General features: G+C 40.9%; 14 protein-coding genes. 12 read left to right on the top strand and 2 right to left on the bottom strand.

Annotated features, from left to right (window positions below):
* Positions 1-9: 9 nt before the first annotated feature.
* The 11 genes from ABDD95_RS09330 to ABDD95_RS09280 all read left to right on the top strand — a co-directional run bounded on the left by ABDD95_RS09330 (position 10) and on the right by ABDD95_RS09280 (position 14551).
* Positions 10-1587, top strand: a complete 1578-nt coding sequence (locus ABDD95_RS09330) for a PQQ-dependent sugar dehydrogenase (protein WP_345951616.1) — start codon at positions 10-12, stop codon at positions 1585-1587.
* 179 nt (positions 1588-1766) lie between these two features.
* Positions 1767-3200, top strand: coding sequence for a L,D-transpeptidase family protein (locus tag ABDD95_RS09325; protein WP_345951615.1), 1434 nt, complete (start codon positions 1767-1769; stop codon positions 3198-3200).
* Between the two features lie 171 nt (positions 3201-3371).
* Positions 3372-3707: a single-stranded DNA-binding protein gene (gene ssb, locus ABDD95_RS09320; RefSeq protein ID WP_345951614.1), complete on the top strand. Its 336-nt coding sequence runs from the start codon at positions 3372-3374 to the stop codon at positions 3705-3707.
* 828 nt (positions 3708-4535) lie between these two features.
* Positions 4536-4961, top strand: coding sequence for a response regulator (locus tag ABDD95_RS09315; RefSeq protein ID WP_345951613.1), 426 nt, complete (start codon positions 4536-4538; stop codon positions 4959-4961).
* The gene (locus ABDD95_RS09310; RefSeq protein ID WP_345951612.1) at positions 4936-6045 is read left to right on the top strand and encodes a sugar transferase; all 1110 of its coding nucleotides are present in this window, start codon (positions 4936-4938) and stop codon (positions 6043-6045) included. The genes ABDD95_RS09315 and ABDD95_RS09310 overlap by 26 nt, the downstream gene beginning before the upstream one ends.
* Before the next feature lie 19 nt (positions 6046-6064).
* On the top strand, positions 6065-6748 hold the full coding sequence (locus ABDD95_RS09305) for a TolC family protein (RefSeq protein WP_345951611.1): 684 nt from the start codon (positions 6065-6067) through the stop codon (positions 6746-6748).
* On the top strand, positions 6748-9030 hold the full coding sequence (locus ABDD95_RS09300; protein ID WP_345951610.1) for an AAA family ATPase: 2283 nt from the start codon (positions 6748-6750) through the stop codon (positions 9028-9030). The genes ABDD95_RS09305 and ABDD95_RS09300 overlap by 1 nt, the downstream gene beginning before the upstream one ends.
* A 157-nt stretch (positions 9031-9187) precedes the next feature.
* Positions 9188-10669: an O-antigen ligase family protein gene (locus ABDD95_RS09295; protein WP_345951609.1), complete on the top strand. Its 1482-nt coding sequence runs from the start codon at positions 9188-9190 to the stop codon at positions 10667-10669.
* A complete protein-coding gene (locus ABDD95_RS09290) occupies positions 10666-11910 on the top strand; it encodes a glycosyltransferase (RefSeq protein ID WP_345951608.1) in 1245 nt (414 codons plus the stop codon). The genes ABDD95_RS09295 and ABDD95_RS09290 overlap by 4 nt, the downstream gene beginning before the upstream one ends.
* 48 nt (positions 11911-11958) lie before the next feature.
* Complete coding sequence (locus ABDD95_RS09285; RefSeq protein WP_345951607.1) at positions 11959-12861, top strand: beta-1,6-N-acetylglucosaminyltransferase; 903 nt, start codon at positions 11959-11961, stop codon at positions 12859-12861.
* Positions 12862-12913: 52 nt separating this feature from the next.
* A complete protein-coding gene (locus ABDD95_RS09280; RefSeq protein ID WP_352432933.1) occupies positions 12914-14551 on the top strand; it encodes a hypothetical protein in 1638 nt (545 codons plus the stop codon).
* 4 nt (positions 14552-14555) lie between these two features.
* Here the strand turns inward: ABDD95_RS09280 and ABDD95_RS09275 are convergent, their stop codons facing one another.
* A complete protein-coding gene (locus ABDD95_RS09275) occupies positions 14556-15494 on the bottom strand; it encodes a glycosyltransferase family A protein (RefSeq protein ID WP_345951605.1) in 939 nt (312 codons plus the stop codon).
* Positions 15487-16962, bottom strand: coding sequence for a flippase (locus ABDD95_RS09270; RefSeq protein ID WP_345951604.1), 1476 nt, complete (start codon positions 16960-16962; stop codon positions 15487-15489). Before ABDD95_RS09270 ends, ABDD95_RS09275 begins: the two co-directional genes overlap by 8 nt.
* A 499-nt stretch (positions 16963-17461) precedes the next feature.
* Between ABDD95_RS09270 and ABDD95_RS09265 the strand changes: the two genes are divergently transcribed.
* Positions 17462-18112: a response regulator transcription factor gene (locus tag ABDD95_RS09265; RefSeq protein WP_345951603.1), complete on the top strand. Its 651-nt coding sequence runs from the start codon at positions 17462-17464 to the stop codon at positions 18110-18112.
* Positions 18113-18141 lie beyond the last annotated feature (29 nt).

Raw genomic sequence — 18141 nt, 5'->3', positions numbered from 1 at the left:
AAATTAACCATGAAGAAATTACTTACCCTAATACTTACAATTAGTTGTATGGCTAATGCAAATGCTCAAGTGATTGAAGGCCCCATGCATGAAAAATTTGCAGTACGCATTGTGGCCGATAAGTTAAGCGATCCATGGGAGATAACTTATGGTGCCGACGGCCAGCTATGGGTAACCGAGGCCCGCGGCTACAGGGTAAGCCGAATCGACCCGGCGAATGGCACCAAAACCGTATTGCTGGATCTGAGCCGGGAAAAGAATTTCCCACGATATGATAAAATGAAGAAAGAGGTTAGTGGTGGCAAGCCCTGGCCCCAAGGCGGGCTTATGGGTATGGCTCTGCATCCGGGCATACTTAAAGGTAAGCCCTACGTTTACCTAGCTTATATATACAACTTTGCAGGTGCCGATAGTACTGGCAATGGATGCAAGATTGGTGAACGAGGATGTTATTTTACAACCCGCATTATTAGATACGAGTACCAGGCAGCCGAACAGAAGCTTACTAATCCCATAACGCTTTGTGACAGCATACCCGGCAGTAATGATCATAATGGTGGCAGGTTGATGATAGCGCCGGTTAACGGTAAAGATTATCTTTTTTATACCGTTGGCGATTTAGGCGCCGGGCAATTTAATAATGGCGGTCGCCCTAATCATGCACAGGATACGCACTACTACGAAGGCAAAGTACTGCGCTTTAATGTTGAGCCTGATACAGACGCAGGTAAGTTTGATAGTTGGATACCTAACGACAATCCGTTTAACAATAGCCGGCAAAACGCAGTATGGAGTTACGGGCACCGTAATGCCCAGGGTTTAAGCTACGCTGTTGTTGGCGGTAAAGGTCGAATCTATTCGTCTGAACATGGGCCCTATTCTGATGATGAGATTAATATTGTGGAGAAGGGAAAAAATTACGGGCATCCCCTTATTATTGGCTATGCGGATGGCAACTACAACGGATTAGCGGCCAGTGTTTCAGATAAAGAAATACTTCCAGGTACATGGCACACAACGTATCCGTTAATTACTGATGAAAAGAAAAATGCAGCAAAAATTGGCTTAGTATTATATCGCAATCCAATCAAAACACTTTACCCCAATAGCCATAACTTTTTACAAAATCTTTTTGAAGGTGTAAAAAACAACACCGGGAAGGATACCGAGTGGCCATCTGAAGCACCAAGCAGTATAGAAGTTTATACATCGGCGGCTATACCAGGCTGGCAAAATTCGCTGCTACTGCCTGCTTTAAAGGGCAGTAAGCTGGTACGTTTAAAATTGGACGCTGAAGGCAACCAAATTATTAGCGATACCTTAAATTATTTTAAAGGCAATGTACGTTACAGGGATATAGCTATATCCCCAGGCGGAAAAAGCATTTACCTGGCGGTTGACAGCAACGCCATATCGTCGGGCCCTTCTGCGCACTACCCGCATAGTGTAAGCTACAGAGGCTGTATACTAGAGTTTACTTATGTAGGACAAGCCGATTCCCAATCAGTTCCAGCCAAGCCATCAAAACTGCCCGAAGGCACTATTAAGCGCAAAAGAAGTGCTGCGAATAACCCAAAGTACAGGTAATTCGATACAATAGCACTTGTGGTATAGTGATTGCTTACAGATGAACACATACATCGAACTTACCTATGATATCAATTATCCAAAAAAACAAAATAGCAAGGTGGCCTTTGCTTATTACAGCGGTTTGTGCCACGCTACTGGTTGTACTCGAGAGCTGCCATAAAACTAAGCGCTCTGATATGGCCCAAACTATTTACAAAGTAAATAAGAACAAGGCTTTCAACAAAGTTACACCCGAGGGCTTCGAGCCGGTATTTAAACAGGTACTGGCCGCAAAAAAAAGCAAACTTAAAAACCCAGTACTTATAACCACCTTCTATGAGCAGAATGGTTATGACCCTGCCTTAGTGCTTGACCATATGGCTGGTGAAGATTTAAAAACTTTGGCTACTTACCTAAAACGCTCCGGCGAGCACGGCCTGGATCCAAAAATGTTTCAGGCAGATGAGGTGAATAACCTGGTTAATAAATTTTATAGCAAAGACGCTATTAAAACTACCGAAGAAGCCTACCAAAACATGGCGGAGCTTGAGGTGCTATTAGCTAATTCACTTATTAATTACACCAATGCCTTGCAATACGGCGTAATTAGTCCGCGTAAAATTTACGCCCGTTACTTTACCAAAACATTACGTCCTGATAGTGTATCAATGAGTAAAGTATTCGGTATTGCAGATATGAAGCATTTTTTGGATAGTATTCAGCCTAAAAACCCGCAGTATATAGCATTACAGAAAGCATTAATGAGTAATGTACAAGTGCCTGGCAAAACTCCTGAAGAGACTGACCGCATATTGAAAGTAAACCTGGAGCGCTTGCGCTGGAAAAACAAACCGACAGAAAAGAAATTTGTACTGGTGAACATCCCTGACTATCGCCTGGACGTAGTGGAGAATGGCAAGTCGGTTATGAATATGAAAGTTTGCGTGGGCGAAGGCCGTAACATTGACCGTGCCGACAACTTGGTTGAGTATGATGAAAGTGATAAGGTAGACCGTCCGTTTTCGCGGGAAACGCCACAGTTAAATAGTATGATTTATTCGGTGCAGGTTAACCCGGTTTGGAACATACCTAAAAGTATTGCCAGTAAAGAAATTATGGTTCGGGCTGCACAGGACCCTTATTACCTGGCCAATAACAATATTGATGCTTACAAAGGCGGACAGGTTGTTGAAGATCCTGAAACTATTGACTGGGCATCAGCCAATAAAGATGAGTATGATTTCAAACAACGTCCTGGTGATGATAACGCATTAGGTAAAATCAAGTTCCTGTTTAAAAACAACAGTAGCGTTTACTTGCACGATACCCCTGCCAAACTAGCTTTTGACAAGCCAATGCGTGCGGTGAGCCATGGCTGCGTACGTGTTGAACGTCCATTGGATTTGGCACATGCGCTATTTGGCGACGGCAATAAATTCCAAACCATTAAGACTGACATGGGTATGGATAATCCTAATCCGGAAGATATTCAATTGCCGAACAAAGTAGGTGTCTACTTAACTTACATGACTTGCTGGCTTGATGAAACTGGGACATTACAGTTTAGGCCAGACGTTTACGGCTTAGATATCGTATTATTTGCTCATATGAACAAATATTTAACTGCATAATCCTCTTAAGGAAATAAAAAGCGGGATAAGCCGAAATGCTTATCCCGCTTTTTTTTGTGCATTTTTCCGCAACCATATTGGGTATTTACAGAAGTGTTTTTGAGGTATTAATACAAGAGCGTGAAAATCCGAATGCTCATTTTTGTGCAGTACTATTTAAGCAAAATACCCATGGTAGGAATTAACAAGGTCATTCTGGTTGGCCACTTAGGTCAAGACCCATTCATCAGACAATTAGATGGGGGCATTTCTGTAGCCAGCTTCCCGTTGGCCACATCAGAAAATCATCAAAAAGGCGTAGAAACCGAGTGGCATAACATTATAATGTGGCGTGGCCTTGCTGATGTGGCGGCCCGGCTTTTGCAACAAGGTAAGCTGGTATACATTGAAGGTAAATTACGCAAACGCGACTTCATAGACAGCTACGGAAACAAAAAACAAACTACTGAAGTATTGGCCGAAAGCTTTACCATACTTGGGCGCACAACCGATTTTGAGGCGGCTTAGGTGGTAACACGCTAAGTTATCGTTTTCCCCAGACCTAAATGCAAGGCCATCGTAGGTTATCTATCGTGGTAATCAGCCAACTCCAATTAATTTAAGGCCCGAATTTGTATTCTTTGTCAGTAGTTGATACTAGCACTCATTTACATTAACCGTTTTTCTGTAAACAAAGCCATTATGAAGCGCACACACGTTTATAATGGCTTTTTTTAAAGGCTACACTTAATAATTGGAAGTTCGGATCTATCACGTCTTCATTGTTTTTTATTTGATATTGCGCTAATCTTTCCAATCAACTAACACGCTTTAACAAAGTTGAGAATAGATATTTAACTTAAATATATTATTTACTGACCATGCCTATCACAGTTGTTTCCAAAAAACTGCACACCTACTAAAGTACTTTTAACTACTGCTTAAAGCACATCTTTCCCAAACTATCCTACAGCTATAAAGCAGTTCTTAATGGCAATATGCATTATGATACTTCAAATAATAAGGCCAAATGAATGACTTGTTACGAGCCGGTATACCAATCTAATTGCTAAAAGTTTTAAATATTTGAGCTTTTGTTTATAAAAGTCGCAATTAAAATCATCGCTAATTAAAATTAAAATAAATACCTGTTTAAAAACAGGTATTAAAACATATACTACTCAGGTAAATATACTCCATGGGCAAAAATATGTCCAACTACCTTTGTTACGTAAACTATTGGTTAAACATCTCTCCCCTAACATGTGATCAATTTGTAAACGAAAGGCAAATAGTATACGAATATTAACCCATTCGAAAAAATACTTAAAAGGTCATAACAATTAAATATTAATAATGATGAGACTTTACCCAAGTATAACCAAGAAAACGAAGCTAAAAGAGCAGATTTTGATTGTGGACAGTGAATGGAACATGCTTAAACTACTATATGCGGTTTTGTCCGATCAATTTGATCTTGTAACAAAAAATAGTTCGGTTGATGCTCTGCAGTGGTTAGAAAGTGGCAACAAGCCAGCTCTGATCATTACCGAATTCCAACTCCCTTATCTGGATGGTGCTTCCTTCATCAGGCACCTTAAGTACAGCGGCATTTTTAACAGCACGCCAGTTATAGTCCTTTCTCATGCTAATGATATAGAGGCTAAAATCAAGAACGTTGCTTTCCAAGTGGGCGCCATTATCTCTAAGCCCTTCAATCCATCTTACCTCATTTTTAAAATTAATACGCTGCTACATGAATACAAATCTGCAATGGCTTGAAATGCCCCAAAACCAGATATCTGCCTGGCAGATAAATATCGGCTACGCAGGAAAAGATTTTAAAGAGATGGTGCAGGCAGAAATGCCCGACGCTTATCTGATAAATTGCTTTGAAACTATTGATGAGCTGAGCAACTCTATTCGCCACTTATCAGTATTGGAGATGCCTGATGTTTTGATGATGGAGGTGGATGATGCCGAACAATGCTTTAGCTTTATTGAAGCGTTGCGTAAGGACGAGCATTTGCGGGATATTTTGATCGTATTACTTTCAAAATTTGATAACGAGGAATGGAAAAAAAGGGCTGCAGCTTTAAAAGTTCATGACTTTTATGTGTATCCTTTTAGCATTGTGCATTTGCATGAGCGCGTTAAACTACTGCTTAAGTTAAGGATACTCAAACCTTACAATAACAATCATCAAATTCTTGATTATCAAAAGGAGTTTATTTACCGCATGCCGCCAAGCAAGCGCCTTTTTGATATTGTATGCTCGGCGTTAACGCTTTTGTTTTTGGCGCCGCTGTTGTGTGTTGTTGCATTGCTGGTTAAACTGGAGTCTCCGGGGCCGATTATTTATCGTAGCAAACGCGTAGGCACTGGTTATAAAGTGTTCGACTTTTACAAATTCCGTAGCATGCAAACTGATGCAGATAGTAAAGTGACAGAATTTCAAAAAGTAAATATGTACAGCCAAAACAGTAACTCAACTGATAAGGCTGTTTTTTTTAAGGTAGCTAATGACCCACGTATAACCAAGGTTGGCCAGTTTATACGCAACACCAGTATTGATGAATTACCACAGCTTTTTAACATCCTGCTGGGTGATATGTCTTTTGTGGGTAATCGTCCGCTGCCGCTTTATGAGGCTGAACTGCTGACTTCAAATGAGTGGTCTATGCGTTTTTTGGGCCCGGCCGGCTTAACCGGACTGTGGCAAATAACCAAACGCGGTAAACGCGATGTCTCGGAGCAGGAACGCAAAGAACTGGACAACTACTATGCGCAAAGGTGCTCTTTCTGGCTCGATCTAAAGATAATTCTCAAAACGTTCCCGGCGCTCATACAAAAGGAACAAGTATAGCTTAAACGTCAAACATACCATGAACATTCAAAAATTTAAATTGCCTCTACTACTCCTGCTCTTTTCCACTAAAACACTCATTGTGAAATCGCAGGAAAGCATAGTCCCGCGGGTATCCGGCGAATACGTCGATAAACTGGTGCGTGTTGCACAAAAAAATTACCCTGAGGTAACAGCACGAAGCCAGCAAACAGCTATCGCTAAAAACAAGATTACTCAAACCCAGGTAAGTTGGCTCGACGCCTTTAACGTATCTTACTTTTACAGGCCAAACCGTACAGTTGATATTGTTGACCCCAACTTATTTAACGGTTACCAATTAGGTGTTAGCCTCAATCTGGGCAGTTTGTTCCAAAAGCCATTTGCCACCAAAGAAGCCAAACTAGAATATAAAGTTGCCCAATTACAAGAAAGGCAATATAACCTAACTATCACTGCCCTGGTAAAGGAAAGATACTTTGCCTACTTAGAGCAAATGGGGCAGCTAAGGCTGCGTACCAAATCTTACACCGATGCCGAGGCCCTGGTTAAACAGCTACGGTATAAGTTTGAGAAAGGCGAAGCTCAGTTTGATGACTATCAACGGGCTTTAATCCTGTCTGCAGAGCAAAATCAGCAACTTATACATGCCGAAGCTGGTGTATTTACCACCAAATCGGCTCTGGAAGAATTACTGGGCGATAAATTAGAAAATGTGAAGTAATGGAAATCAGAAATTATTTTTTACTGCTAAAAAGGCACAAATTGATGCTCATCATCATACCAGTAATTGCCATGATTGCTGCATATGCTTTTGTACGTTATCTGCCTGATACCTACGTGGCCAAAACGCAAATCATAACAGGCCTCATCGATCAATCACAACAAGTACTGGATAACAATAACCGCAACGATAACAGGCGCAATGACGAGTTTACTAACCTGATCGAAACCATGCAACTGGATAAGGTAATGAGTCAGGTTTCTTATCAGTTAGTTATTCATGATCTTACCAGCGGCAAACCGTTTCGTAAAATGAACAAGGCAGAAGACTTTAGCCCCGCTATGGGCAAAAAGATCGTGTCGACCTTGAAAGAAAAGCAGCAATCGTTTGGCTTGCTCAATCCCTCTAACCCGTTAGAAAAGAATATAGACTCGCTCACGGCTTCGATGGGTTATGATGCTGGCCAATTGTTAAAAAAGAACCTCAAAATTTACCATTTTGACGGCAGTGATTTCATCATCCTGGAATGTGAAACCGAAAATGCTGCTCTATCGGCCTTTATCATCAACCAGTTATCAAACAAGTTTATTACCTACTATACCAACTATGTTGGTCAAGGCAGGTATAAATCTACTGAATTTTTGGCAAGCCTGCTCAACGAGAAGAAAACGGCAATGCGCGCAAAAATTGACGAACTGCAGAATTATAAGATCAAACACAACATCCTCGACATGACAAACGAGGCGAAGGATGTTTACGGACAGATTAGCAGTCTTGAAAGTTACCGTCAGCAGGCAGATAAAGATGTTATTGCTTACAGAGGCGCATTGAAAAGTATAGACGGTCGCTTTAACCCGAGAGATCGCCGGTACCTGGAGTCAACAACTGCTAAGGTAAACAGCAGCATTCTCTCCACCCGCGAGCGATTACGGGTTATGAATAATAAATACTTAGAGAACAACTTTGATCAGCGCTATAAAAAGAGCGTTGACTCCCTTCAAGATGTGCTTTCTGAGCAAATTAACGAATCAACTGATAAATATATATCTAACCCTTTAGCCGCTAAAGACAACCTGGTGCAGGAGAAACTAAAAATGGAGAACAGCCTGGAGCTGGCCCGTTACAGTTCAGGCTCTCTAAATCGCCAACTTAGTCAGCTAAAAGGACGCCTAAATTCGCTGGTGCCTGCCGAAGCTGTAGTAAACTCGTTAGAGCGGGATATAGACGTGGCTACCAAAGAGTACCTGGATGTGCAGGATAAGTATAACCAAGCCAATGTTGCCAACATAATGCCGGTTCAACTGCGTCAATTACATTCAGCATTGTCGGGTGCCAAGCAACCGTCTAAAAAAATATTTTTAGTTGCAGTAAGCGGCGTCGTAAGCTTTGCCTTGTGCATGGTGATCGTGCTCTTGCTTTTCTACATAGACGATTGTGTACGCAACCGTGAAGATCTGGAACGCATTACGAAAATGCCGGTAATAGGCGAACTGAACCTGGTACCCGAAATGGCAGGAAAGAAGATACAGCCCAAACAAGAAAAATACGTTAGTGGCAGCATCACACTGTTCCGGAACTTATTGCGCAACATCAGGTTTGAGATCGACCGCGTAGCCTCGAAAGATAAAATATTTGCAATAACCAGTTTAAACGGCACTCAAGGCAAAACACTCTTTTCGTTCAGTTTAGCTTATGCATACGCTATAAGCAACAAAAAAGTACTGTTGGTTGACGGTAATTTCAGTAACCCGCTTATTAGCGAGACAGCTAAGCCTAAGCTTTACCTGGAAGATTACCTGCGCGGCGCAGAGTTTGAAAACAGCACTATTTACACACAAATTGCCGACGCCGCAGAGAGCGACAAACTCATCAGGCTGCAGGATATAGACGCCAATAATAGCATTACAACCACCATTCAACGCCTGAGCACACAAACACCTCAGATACAAGGCGGCATGGACCGTATCAGCATTATAGGCAACCGTGGCGGCGATACTTCACTATTCGAGATCAGCAATCAATCCAGCATTCGCAAACGCCTTGATGATCTGAAGTCAAAATTCGATGTCATCATTATTGAGACTGGCTCACTAGACACTTTATCTAAATCAAAAGAATGGATGCAGTTTTCGGACAAAACCATAGCCGTTTTTGAAAACAATCAAAGTATCAAGAACGGTGCTAAGGCAGGAGTTAAATACCTGCACAGCCTTAACGGCAAAATGCTGGGTTGGGTACTAAACAAAGTACCTGTAACCTATAAAGAAGCCGTTAAATCTTAAGGCAACGCAAATGGACAAGCATTATAAAAGTTTGAAAGACGATTTGCAGGCGCAACTAAACCCAAGGCAAAAAGCATTAAAGTTAATTGCAACTGCAATAGCATTTATAATCATGTCAGGGTTCCTGCTTAAAATCGTTTTGTTTTAAAAATACGGAATGATGTTAACTAAGAAAATAAAGACATATAGCTGGACCGACCTGTTTTATCAACCGGCGGGATACCTGATTATGTCGCTTGTAGCGCTGATTCTGAGCGCTGCAATTATACATTGGGGCGTTCCGGCAGCACTAACTATACTCGGCTTGGTTATAGGCTTACCAATGGTATATGCCATAGTTGCCTATCCGAAGTTCGGTATCATGACGCTGTTGATTAGCTCATACCTCATCATGTGGATTAACCGTATGGTACTCAACTATCCTATGGGTACCGTTATGGATGGCTTGCTCATTCTTTTGGTTGTGGGCTTTATTATCAAGCACAAGTACGATAAGAAATGGCGCTTCCTTGATGATTCGGTAAGCATAATGATGATGGTGTGGATTTTATACAACACCCTGGAACTGTTTAACCCTTACGCACAATCACGTGTGGCCTGGTTATTTACCATACGTACTATAGGCATTGTGGCACTTACATATTACCTGTTTGCATTTCATATAAAGTCAGCAGGTTTTATAAGGCTTATATTCAAAACCTGGATTGGCTTATCGGCATTTGCCGCGGTTTATGCCATTTTTCAAGAGTTTCATGGCTTTTTGCCGTTTGAGCAGAAATGGCTCGACGCTGATCCAAGTGCATCCAGCTTGTACTTCCAGGCAGGACGCTGGCGCAGATTTGGCATTTTTTCTGATCCGGTTGCTGCTGCTTATAACATGGCAATCAGCAGCTTACTTTGTTTTGTGCTCATTTTTGTTACCAAATCAGTATTAAAAAAGGTAACGTTAGTGCTGCTCATGATGCTCTTTGCTATGGCAACGCTGTACGCTGGCATCAGGGGTGCATTTATTCTCCTTCCAGCGGGGCTGTTCTTGTTCTTCCTGCTCAAGCTTAACGCCAAAACACTGATACTGGGGATCATCTTTGCTATGGGATTTGCCGTGCTTATACGGGTACCTACAACTAACACGGCACTATGGCGGTTCCAAACAGCTTTCCGGCCATCAGATGATGCTTCGTTCAACGTAAGAAAGAACAACCAAAAACGTATACAACCCTACATACAAACGCATCCAATTGGCGGGGGCCTCGGCTCCACCGGTACCTGGGGGCAACGTTTTTCGCCCGGCACTTACCTGGCATCTTTTCCACCAGATAGCGGCTATGTACGTGTAGCTGTAGAAAGCGGCTGGATTGGCCTGGCGCTGTTATGTGCATTGTTCTTTGTGATTCTGCAAAAAGGCATCACTAATTACTTTGCTATCCAGAACAATGAGTTAAAACATTACTGCCTGGCTATGGTGCTGGTTGTATTTGCGCTGAGCATAGGCAATTACCCACAGGAGGCATTGGTACAGTTTCCCATAAATATCTATTTCTACTTGGCTATAGCCTTAATTGGCACTACGCTTAAGCTCGACAAACAGCTGCAGCAAAATCAACAAAACCATCACCACCTTAAAAACATAACCCTATGATTAAAAACAGAGATATTTTGGTAGTTGGCCAGCAAGCCTGGGATATTGAGATAGGTAGCAATTGCAAGAACATTGCACTCGAGTTTAGTAAATATAACCGGGTGCTTTACGTAAACCCACCGCTGGACCGTATTACCATGTTAAGGCAACGCCATGATGAGAAGGTTCAGAAACGTATGGCTGTTATAAGGCATGAGCAGGAAGACCTGGTACAGCTTGGCCCTAACTTATGGAATCTTTATCCAGATAAATTAATTGAGTCGATCAACTGGATTAAAGCTCACTGGCTTTTCGATCTGTTAAATAAACGTAACAACAAACTTTTTGCAAGCGCCATAAAAAAGGCTTTACATGTTTTGGGGTTTGAAAACGTCATCATTTTTAACGACAGCGATATGTTCAGAAGCTTCTATTTGAAAGAGCTGCTCCAGCCAGACTTAAGCATCTATTACTCGCGTGACTACTTGCTGGCTACTGATTATTACCGCCATCACGGTAAAAAGCTGGAACCTATGTTGATTAGCAAGAGCGACTTATGCGTAGCTAACTCTGAATATTTGACGGATTACTGCAAAAAATATAACCCTCACTCCTATTACGTTGGCCAGGGTTGCGACTTAACTACTTTTACTGACGTGGATACTAACGTAGTTCCGGCTGATATAGCGCGTATCGGTAATCCTGTTATTGGTTACGTAGGTGTGTTGTTTTCTGCAAGACTTGATATTAATATACTGGTACACATAGCACTGAACAACCCGGACTGGAACTTGGTTCTTATTGGGCCGGAGGACGAAAGCTTCATTAACAGTAAACTGCACCAGTTAGATAATGTACACTTCTTAGGCGCTAAAGCTCCGGCAGAATTACCTGCTTATATTAACGCTTTTGATGTATGTATAAATCCGCAGGTGTTGAATGAACTTACCATTGGCAATTACCCACGTAAGATAGACGAATACCTGGCCATGGGCAAACCGGTGGTAGCAACAAAAACACAAGCAATGAAAGTGTTCGAAAAACACACTTATACGGCATCTACTAAAGAGGAATACCCTGCATTAATTAGAAAAGCACTGGTTGAAGACAGCCCACAAGCACGTATTAACCGCAAAGGGTTTGCTGCAGGACACACCTGGACCAACAACGTAAATGAGATATACGAAGCCATTATAAAAGCCATTGATATTAACGCTTATAACACGCAGAAGAAAACAACTTCTCACCATCCTATACCCTAACTTATAGTCATCATCTAACCACTATAGTTAAACATCTTATCTAAAAACATGCCTTCTAAATTAGCACACTTAATTCTGGCCCATGCCTATCCAAAACAACTCGAACGCCTGATTAATCGCCTGCAGCATGCTGATGCCGATATTTATATACACCTGGATGCTAAATCCAAAATAAAAGATTTTATACACCTGCAGTGTAGTAATGTTTTTTTTGTGAAAAAGCGTACCTCGGTGGTTTGGGGAACTTATAGTCTGGTGCAAGCTACATTAGACGGCATGTATGAAATCTTGCATGCTCAAAGGTCTTACAGCCATATCAACTTGTTAAGTGCGCAGGATTATCCGTTAAAATCAGCAGATGAGATACAGCGCTTTTTTCAGGATAACACTGACAAATCATTTTTAGATTCGCCGGTAATTGGCGAAGGATGGATGGACGGTGTTCACCGTGTTGAAAATTTTAATTTTGGCGATTATAAATTCCCGGGTCATTACCTTCTGCAATATGCTGTTAACTTTTTAAGGATAAAAAAAAGGGTTCCTGCTGGCCTGATACCTTATGGCCGTTCGCAGTGGTTTACTATCACGCCGCAATGTGCCGAGTTTATGATTAATTACCTCGAGTCACATCCGGATGTTAAACGCTACTTCAGAATGAGTTTTGCACCAGATGAATTTATCTTTCAAACTATTTTGGGTAACTCACCTCTTAAGGATACTTTAGTAAACGACAATTTACGCTACATTAATTTTCCGGCTGGCCATTTGCACCCCACTACTATAACCACGGCTGATGCGGTGGCATTAACCACTTGTGGAAAGCTGTATGCCCGAAAATTCGACCCGAGAACTGACAGCGTTATATTGAATTATCTGGACTGGGTAGCCCAATTTGGCATAGATCTCGACTCGCAAGAATTTAAGTGTTTAAAATATATCTTCAATTCATAAGAATAAAAAGCTAGCGCAACTATAACCTAAATTAAAGCCATAACGTATGCTGATGCAGTTTTACATATTTGATATTGTATTGGTGATGATGGCTGTTACCCGTAAAGTTGCTTTCCTTTTTTTATTAACTATCCCTTCTTTAATAGACTGTCGCAAATTTAACCACACTGAGGAGGCAATTAGTGTGGTTAGTACGCCGCTTGCACAAGGCGACACTACAGCTTTTAAGAATTTGCTTGGCGTTAATGCCTTTGAATGGAATTTTTTGCAAAACCCGGCCGATGTAAATAACGGCATGCAAATTTATGAGCCTAAAATGCAGGTGATTAAAACTTTTGCAGGCGTAAGGCACTACCTCGATTGGGGACGTATAGAAAGCAAACAAGGACAGTTCACATTTAGCCCAACCCATAGCGGTGGTTGGAACCTGGATGCCATGTACCAGCGATGCAAAACAGAAAATATAGACGTGCTGGTATGCTTGAAAACCTGTCCTGACTGGCTGTTACAAACTTACCCCGGTAACGAGCGCGATGCCGAGAACGTGCCGATGCCTTATGGCTCTGACAAGTTACAACCTAAAAGCTATGTATTGCAGGCTAAGGCGGGCTTTCAGTTTGCGGCCAGGTATGGCAGCAACTTAAATGTTGAAAAAGCGCTCCTAACCTTAAATACTACTCCGCGGTGGACCGGCGACCAAGTTAATGAAGTTAAAACAGGCTTAGGTTTAATTAAGTACATTGAATGTGATAACGAGCGCGACAAATGGTGGAAAGGCGATAAAGCACACCAAAGCGCTGAAGAATACGCCGCAAACTTATCAGCTTTTTACGATGGGCATAAAGGCACATTAGGTAAAGGAGTGGGCGTAAAAAACGCAGATCCTAAGATGCAAGTTGTTATGGCCGGTTTGGCCGCAACCGATGTGCAATATGTAGCTAAAATGATAGACTGGTGCAAGCAGAACAGGGGCTATAAAGCAGATGGTTCTGTCAATCTATGTTTTGATGTGATCAATTTTCACCTGTATTCCAACGACCACCAATCTAACAACGGCAAAGCCACTCAGGGAATAGCGCCTGAACTGTCTGAAGCGGGTAAGGTAGCGGCCGATTTTGTAACCTTAGCTCAAACTTACAAGTTACCGGTTTGGGTTACAGAAGCTGGATATGATATAAACCAGCAAAGCCCCCAACGCGCTGTAAAGGTTGGCAACAAAGATGAACTAAAAACCCAGGCCGACTGGACCATTCGTACATCGCTGCTGTACGCTCGCTTTGGCATTAAAAAAGTGTTCTTTTATGAACTCTTTGACGACAACCTGGCCAATCCTACACAGTATGCTTCATCCGGACTGGTTACAAACGACCTGAAGAGAAGGCCGGCCGCCGATTACATATTGCAAACCAAAAATCTGTTAGGCAATTACAGTTACCGTGAAACCATATCCAAAACACCATTAGTTGATGTATATCGAAACGGCAACAAGGTTATCTATGTGTTAACCATCCCCGACCAAACGGGGAAAAACGTGGCTTATAATCTTTCGTTACCCGGCGTAAAACAAGTGACTGTACATCAACTGCATGCTGGCACCGATGCTATGCAGAGCCACCAACAAAGCGTTAGCAACAATACCGTAGCGCTCACCGTAACAGAAACGCCTCTATTTGTAGAGGTAAATAAATAGATTATTAATGGGCTGGCTTTGGCAATAAAGCTTGTTTAATTAAATAAAGCCGTTGCCGTAACGAATAATATGTTTTCGTGACTTCGTTTAATCCCATTGCCTCCTCAAAAGCACGATATATATTTGGAAGATTATCTCGGTTTACAGAATGCTTTACACTCAAAAATATAGTGTACTGTCTTTTAACTAATGTTGTAAGCTGCGATTTATCAATGATGTTACGTTGATGTAACACCTTATACAAGCGCACGTTTTCAATAAAGTTGTTACCTGTACTGTAAAAGCGGCTGCTTACATCTTTATTATGGTTGCGGAAGTAATTTAGTATCTTACCTGATACAAACACATCTGATATCTGTAACAGTGATACCCAAAAAAGCCAGTCGCCGCTAAACTTAAACTGGGTATACTCCGTATTTACACGGTTAAACAGCTCTTTGCGCCATACGGCCATACTGGCGTTTACTACGTTGTTGCCATTAAGCATGTATTTTTGGATAAACCCACGGCCATTCTCGGTATTGGCATAGAAAGGATAATAAGTGGTTTCCTTTACTATATTAGGCTCATAATAATAGCATGACTGGCAAAATGCAAGCCCAACATTTGGATTGGCCAACAGGCCTTCCATCAAGGTTTCCAGCAAAGTTGGCTCGCACCAATCATCACTTTCTGCCAACCAAATAAAATCACCTTTGGCTAGCATAACACCTTTTTGCCACTGCTTAAAGGTACTACCGCTGTTTATTTCGTTAAAAACTATATTACTTACCTTAGGATTGTCGCGATACGTTTCTATTACTTCCCGGCTATTGTCAGGTGAACAGTCGTCAAGTATAATAATCTCAAAGTCCTGGTATGTTTGCTTCAGGATAGAATCTATACGCTGCTTCAAATAACAAGCGTGATTATAATTGGGTATTATTACTGAAACCTTAACCATAAATTTGAGGATTTTTAGCAGATAAACTGCGTTTAACAGATAAGAACTTGTTGGTGACAAAAGGCTGTATAACCTCATTGATCAACTGTTCTTTAAATAACAGCTTTTGAAATAAGATGTAGAATAGCGCACATGCGGGTACTGCAGTAAGTATCAGGTAATATACATTGTGATACTGCGCACGACAAAATAAAATGATGGGGATAAATACCAGTGAACTTGCCGCAGCTGTGATAAGCGGACGAAGCGAAAAAGTAAATGTATATAGCTTTTTAACAAAATAAATAAAAAACCCGGTTACTACCATTTCCGAAACCACATTAGCGATGGCTGCGCCTACATGCTCTAATCTTGGCACGAGCGTAAAATTGAGCACCAAACCGGTAACTACTCCACCCAATACAGAAAACAGCATTTGCTTGTCCTTGCCATCCGGAACCAAAATCTGGAACCCGAACAAATAACCAAAACCTATAGTGAGCGGCAGTATAGCAAGTATTTGCATAGCCTGCGTAGCATCCAGAAATTTGGCGCTTGAGAAAGCAACTATAAATTCAGGAGCCAATAACGCCAACCCAAATCCTATTGGAATAGAAAAGAATGCCGTAAACGCAAATGAGCGGTTTAAAGTAACTTGCACATCGTTATAATTTCGCAATGACAGGTTTTTAGCCAAACCAGGTATGAGCACCATTCCTAAGGAGGTTACTATAGGTAGGGCAATTTTAGAAAGCTTTACAGCAGCCGTATATAAGCCAACAGCATGCGTATTAGCTAAAAAGCCAAGCAAAACTGTATCCAGCATAGTATACATGCTGGTAGCTATCGTAGTACTAAATATGAGAAATAGTGGTTTAAGGTGCCGCTTTAAATCAAGTCCTTTTAGTTTAACCGACACGCTTTTATGTAGCCTTACCATATTAACCGCATTATTAGACAGCGTTGTGAATATGATGATGAGCAGGTACCAGTGATAATCTTTGCCCGAATGAATCAAAACAAACATGGCTATCAACGAAAACACCCTTATAACAATAGAACGGATGGCTACTGTTCGAAACTGTTCTAATCCTTCGTAAAACCAGTCGATTGAGGTGAAACTTAATAACACCAATAAAACAGACCATAAATACAGATCGGGGTTGGATTTGAAATCTGCTATGAAAAATAAGCTGGCTAAATAAACTACCGCCAACATTAAGCTTGTTCCAAAATAAATAACCGACAGTTCGGAAAATACATTGTTAAGCTTACTACGGTCATGTTTTGCTTTAGCTATCTCGCGTATGCCATACACGGGTATGCCCAGAGCAGCGATTAATCCAAAGTATTGTGCATATGACGTAATAAACTGTACTTTGCCTACGCCGGAAGGCCCAACAACTTTTGATACATAAGGGAAACTGATAATAGGAAATAAGATATTGGAAAGGGACAGCAGCAAATTAAAAAAATAATTCTTTTTCATGTAAAACAGCTAAATAAATTTTGCAGGACCAATATCCAGCTTACCCAACGCTATTTGCGTTAAGCGTAAGCAAATTTAACTTCAATAAAAAATACACAGTTCAGTATTAATACTGAACGCCCAATGTATAAGTATCAAAAAGCAACAATACTTCAGTATTAGTTAATATTTGACATAAACCTCCCCATTATTTCTCCCTGAAGTAATTATTAACAAATATTAATATTCCAAGCAGTTTTATTTGTTGATTCTGAGCTGATTATATAAAAATAAGCTGGTATATCTGTGTAACTAACAGGTAGTTAATGCGTAAAGCCCCAGTTGCATTTTTTAAAAACAAGTATTTCACCAATCATTTCGAGTAATAACCACATGGCGATTTGAGGGTTTATATTAACTAAACAGGTGTTTACCATTAAAGAAATAATTTTCCCTTTGGTTATAATTGTAATAATATCTAACCACGTTTTTTACCACGTTTTATACTAAGAAAAACTTTATGATAAATGTCATACTAGCGGAAGACCATGTTCTGGTCAGAAAAGCAATCAAAACACTGTTAGAAGCTGAGGCTGACATAACTGTTACTGGTGAAGCCGATAATGGCGAACAGGTAGTTGAACTCATCAAAAATAAAGTTCAGGCTGATATTATTTTAGCAGAAATTAATATGCCTGGAATGGATGCTATGGAAATGCTTGGACTATTAAAGGAAATGGCACCAAACAGTAAGATAGCGTTCCTTTCTATGATGGATAATGAGAAAAGTATTTTACAAGCCATACAAGCCGGAGCAAAAGGTTACCTTAACAAAACTATTGATGTATTTGAATTGCTGTTTGCAGTAAGACATATTTATAATAATGGTCAGTACATCTGTACTTCATCATCTATGGCGTTGCTTAACAAGATGCAGCAAATGCCGCAGATAACACCTGTAGAAATTAGTCCGGACACAGAATTTTCAGTGCGTGAAATTGAAATACTTACGCTTATGGCAGAAGGCTATACTAATTATGAAATTGCAGAAAAGCTGTTTACAAGCAAACGTACAGTTGAAAATTACCGACAGAACATGCTGAATAAGACCGGTTCACGTAACACTGCAGCATTAATAAAATTTGCTATCAATCATGGTATTGTTAAATAACAAGTACCAGACTGATAGCAAAAACTGAT

Source organism: Mucilaginibacter sp. PAMB04274, assembly GCF_039634385.2.
Lineage (GTDB): Bacteria > Bacteroidota > Bacteroidia > Sphingobacteriales > Sphingobacteriaceae > Mucilaginibacter.
Note: the sequence above shows the minus strand (reverse complement) of the source record. Positions and strands in the feature narration are given on the sequence as shown.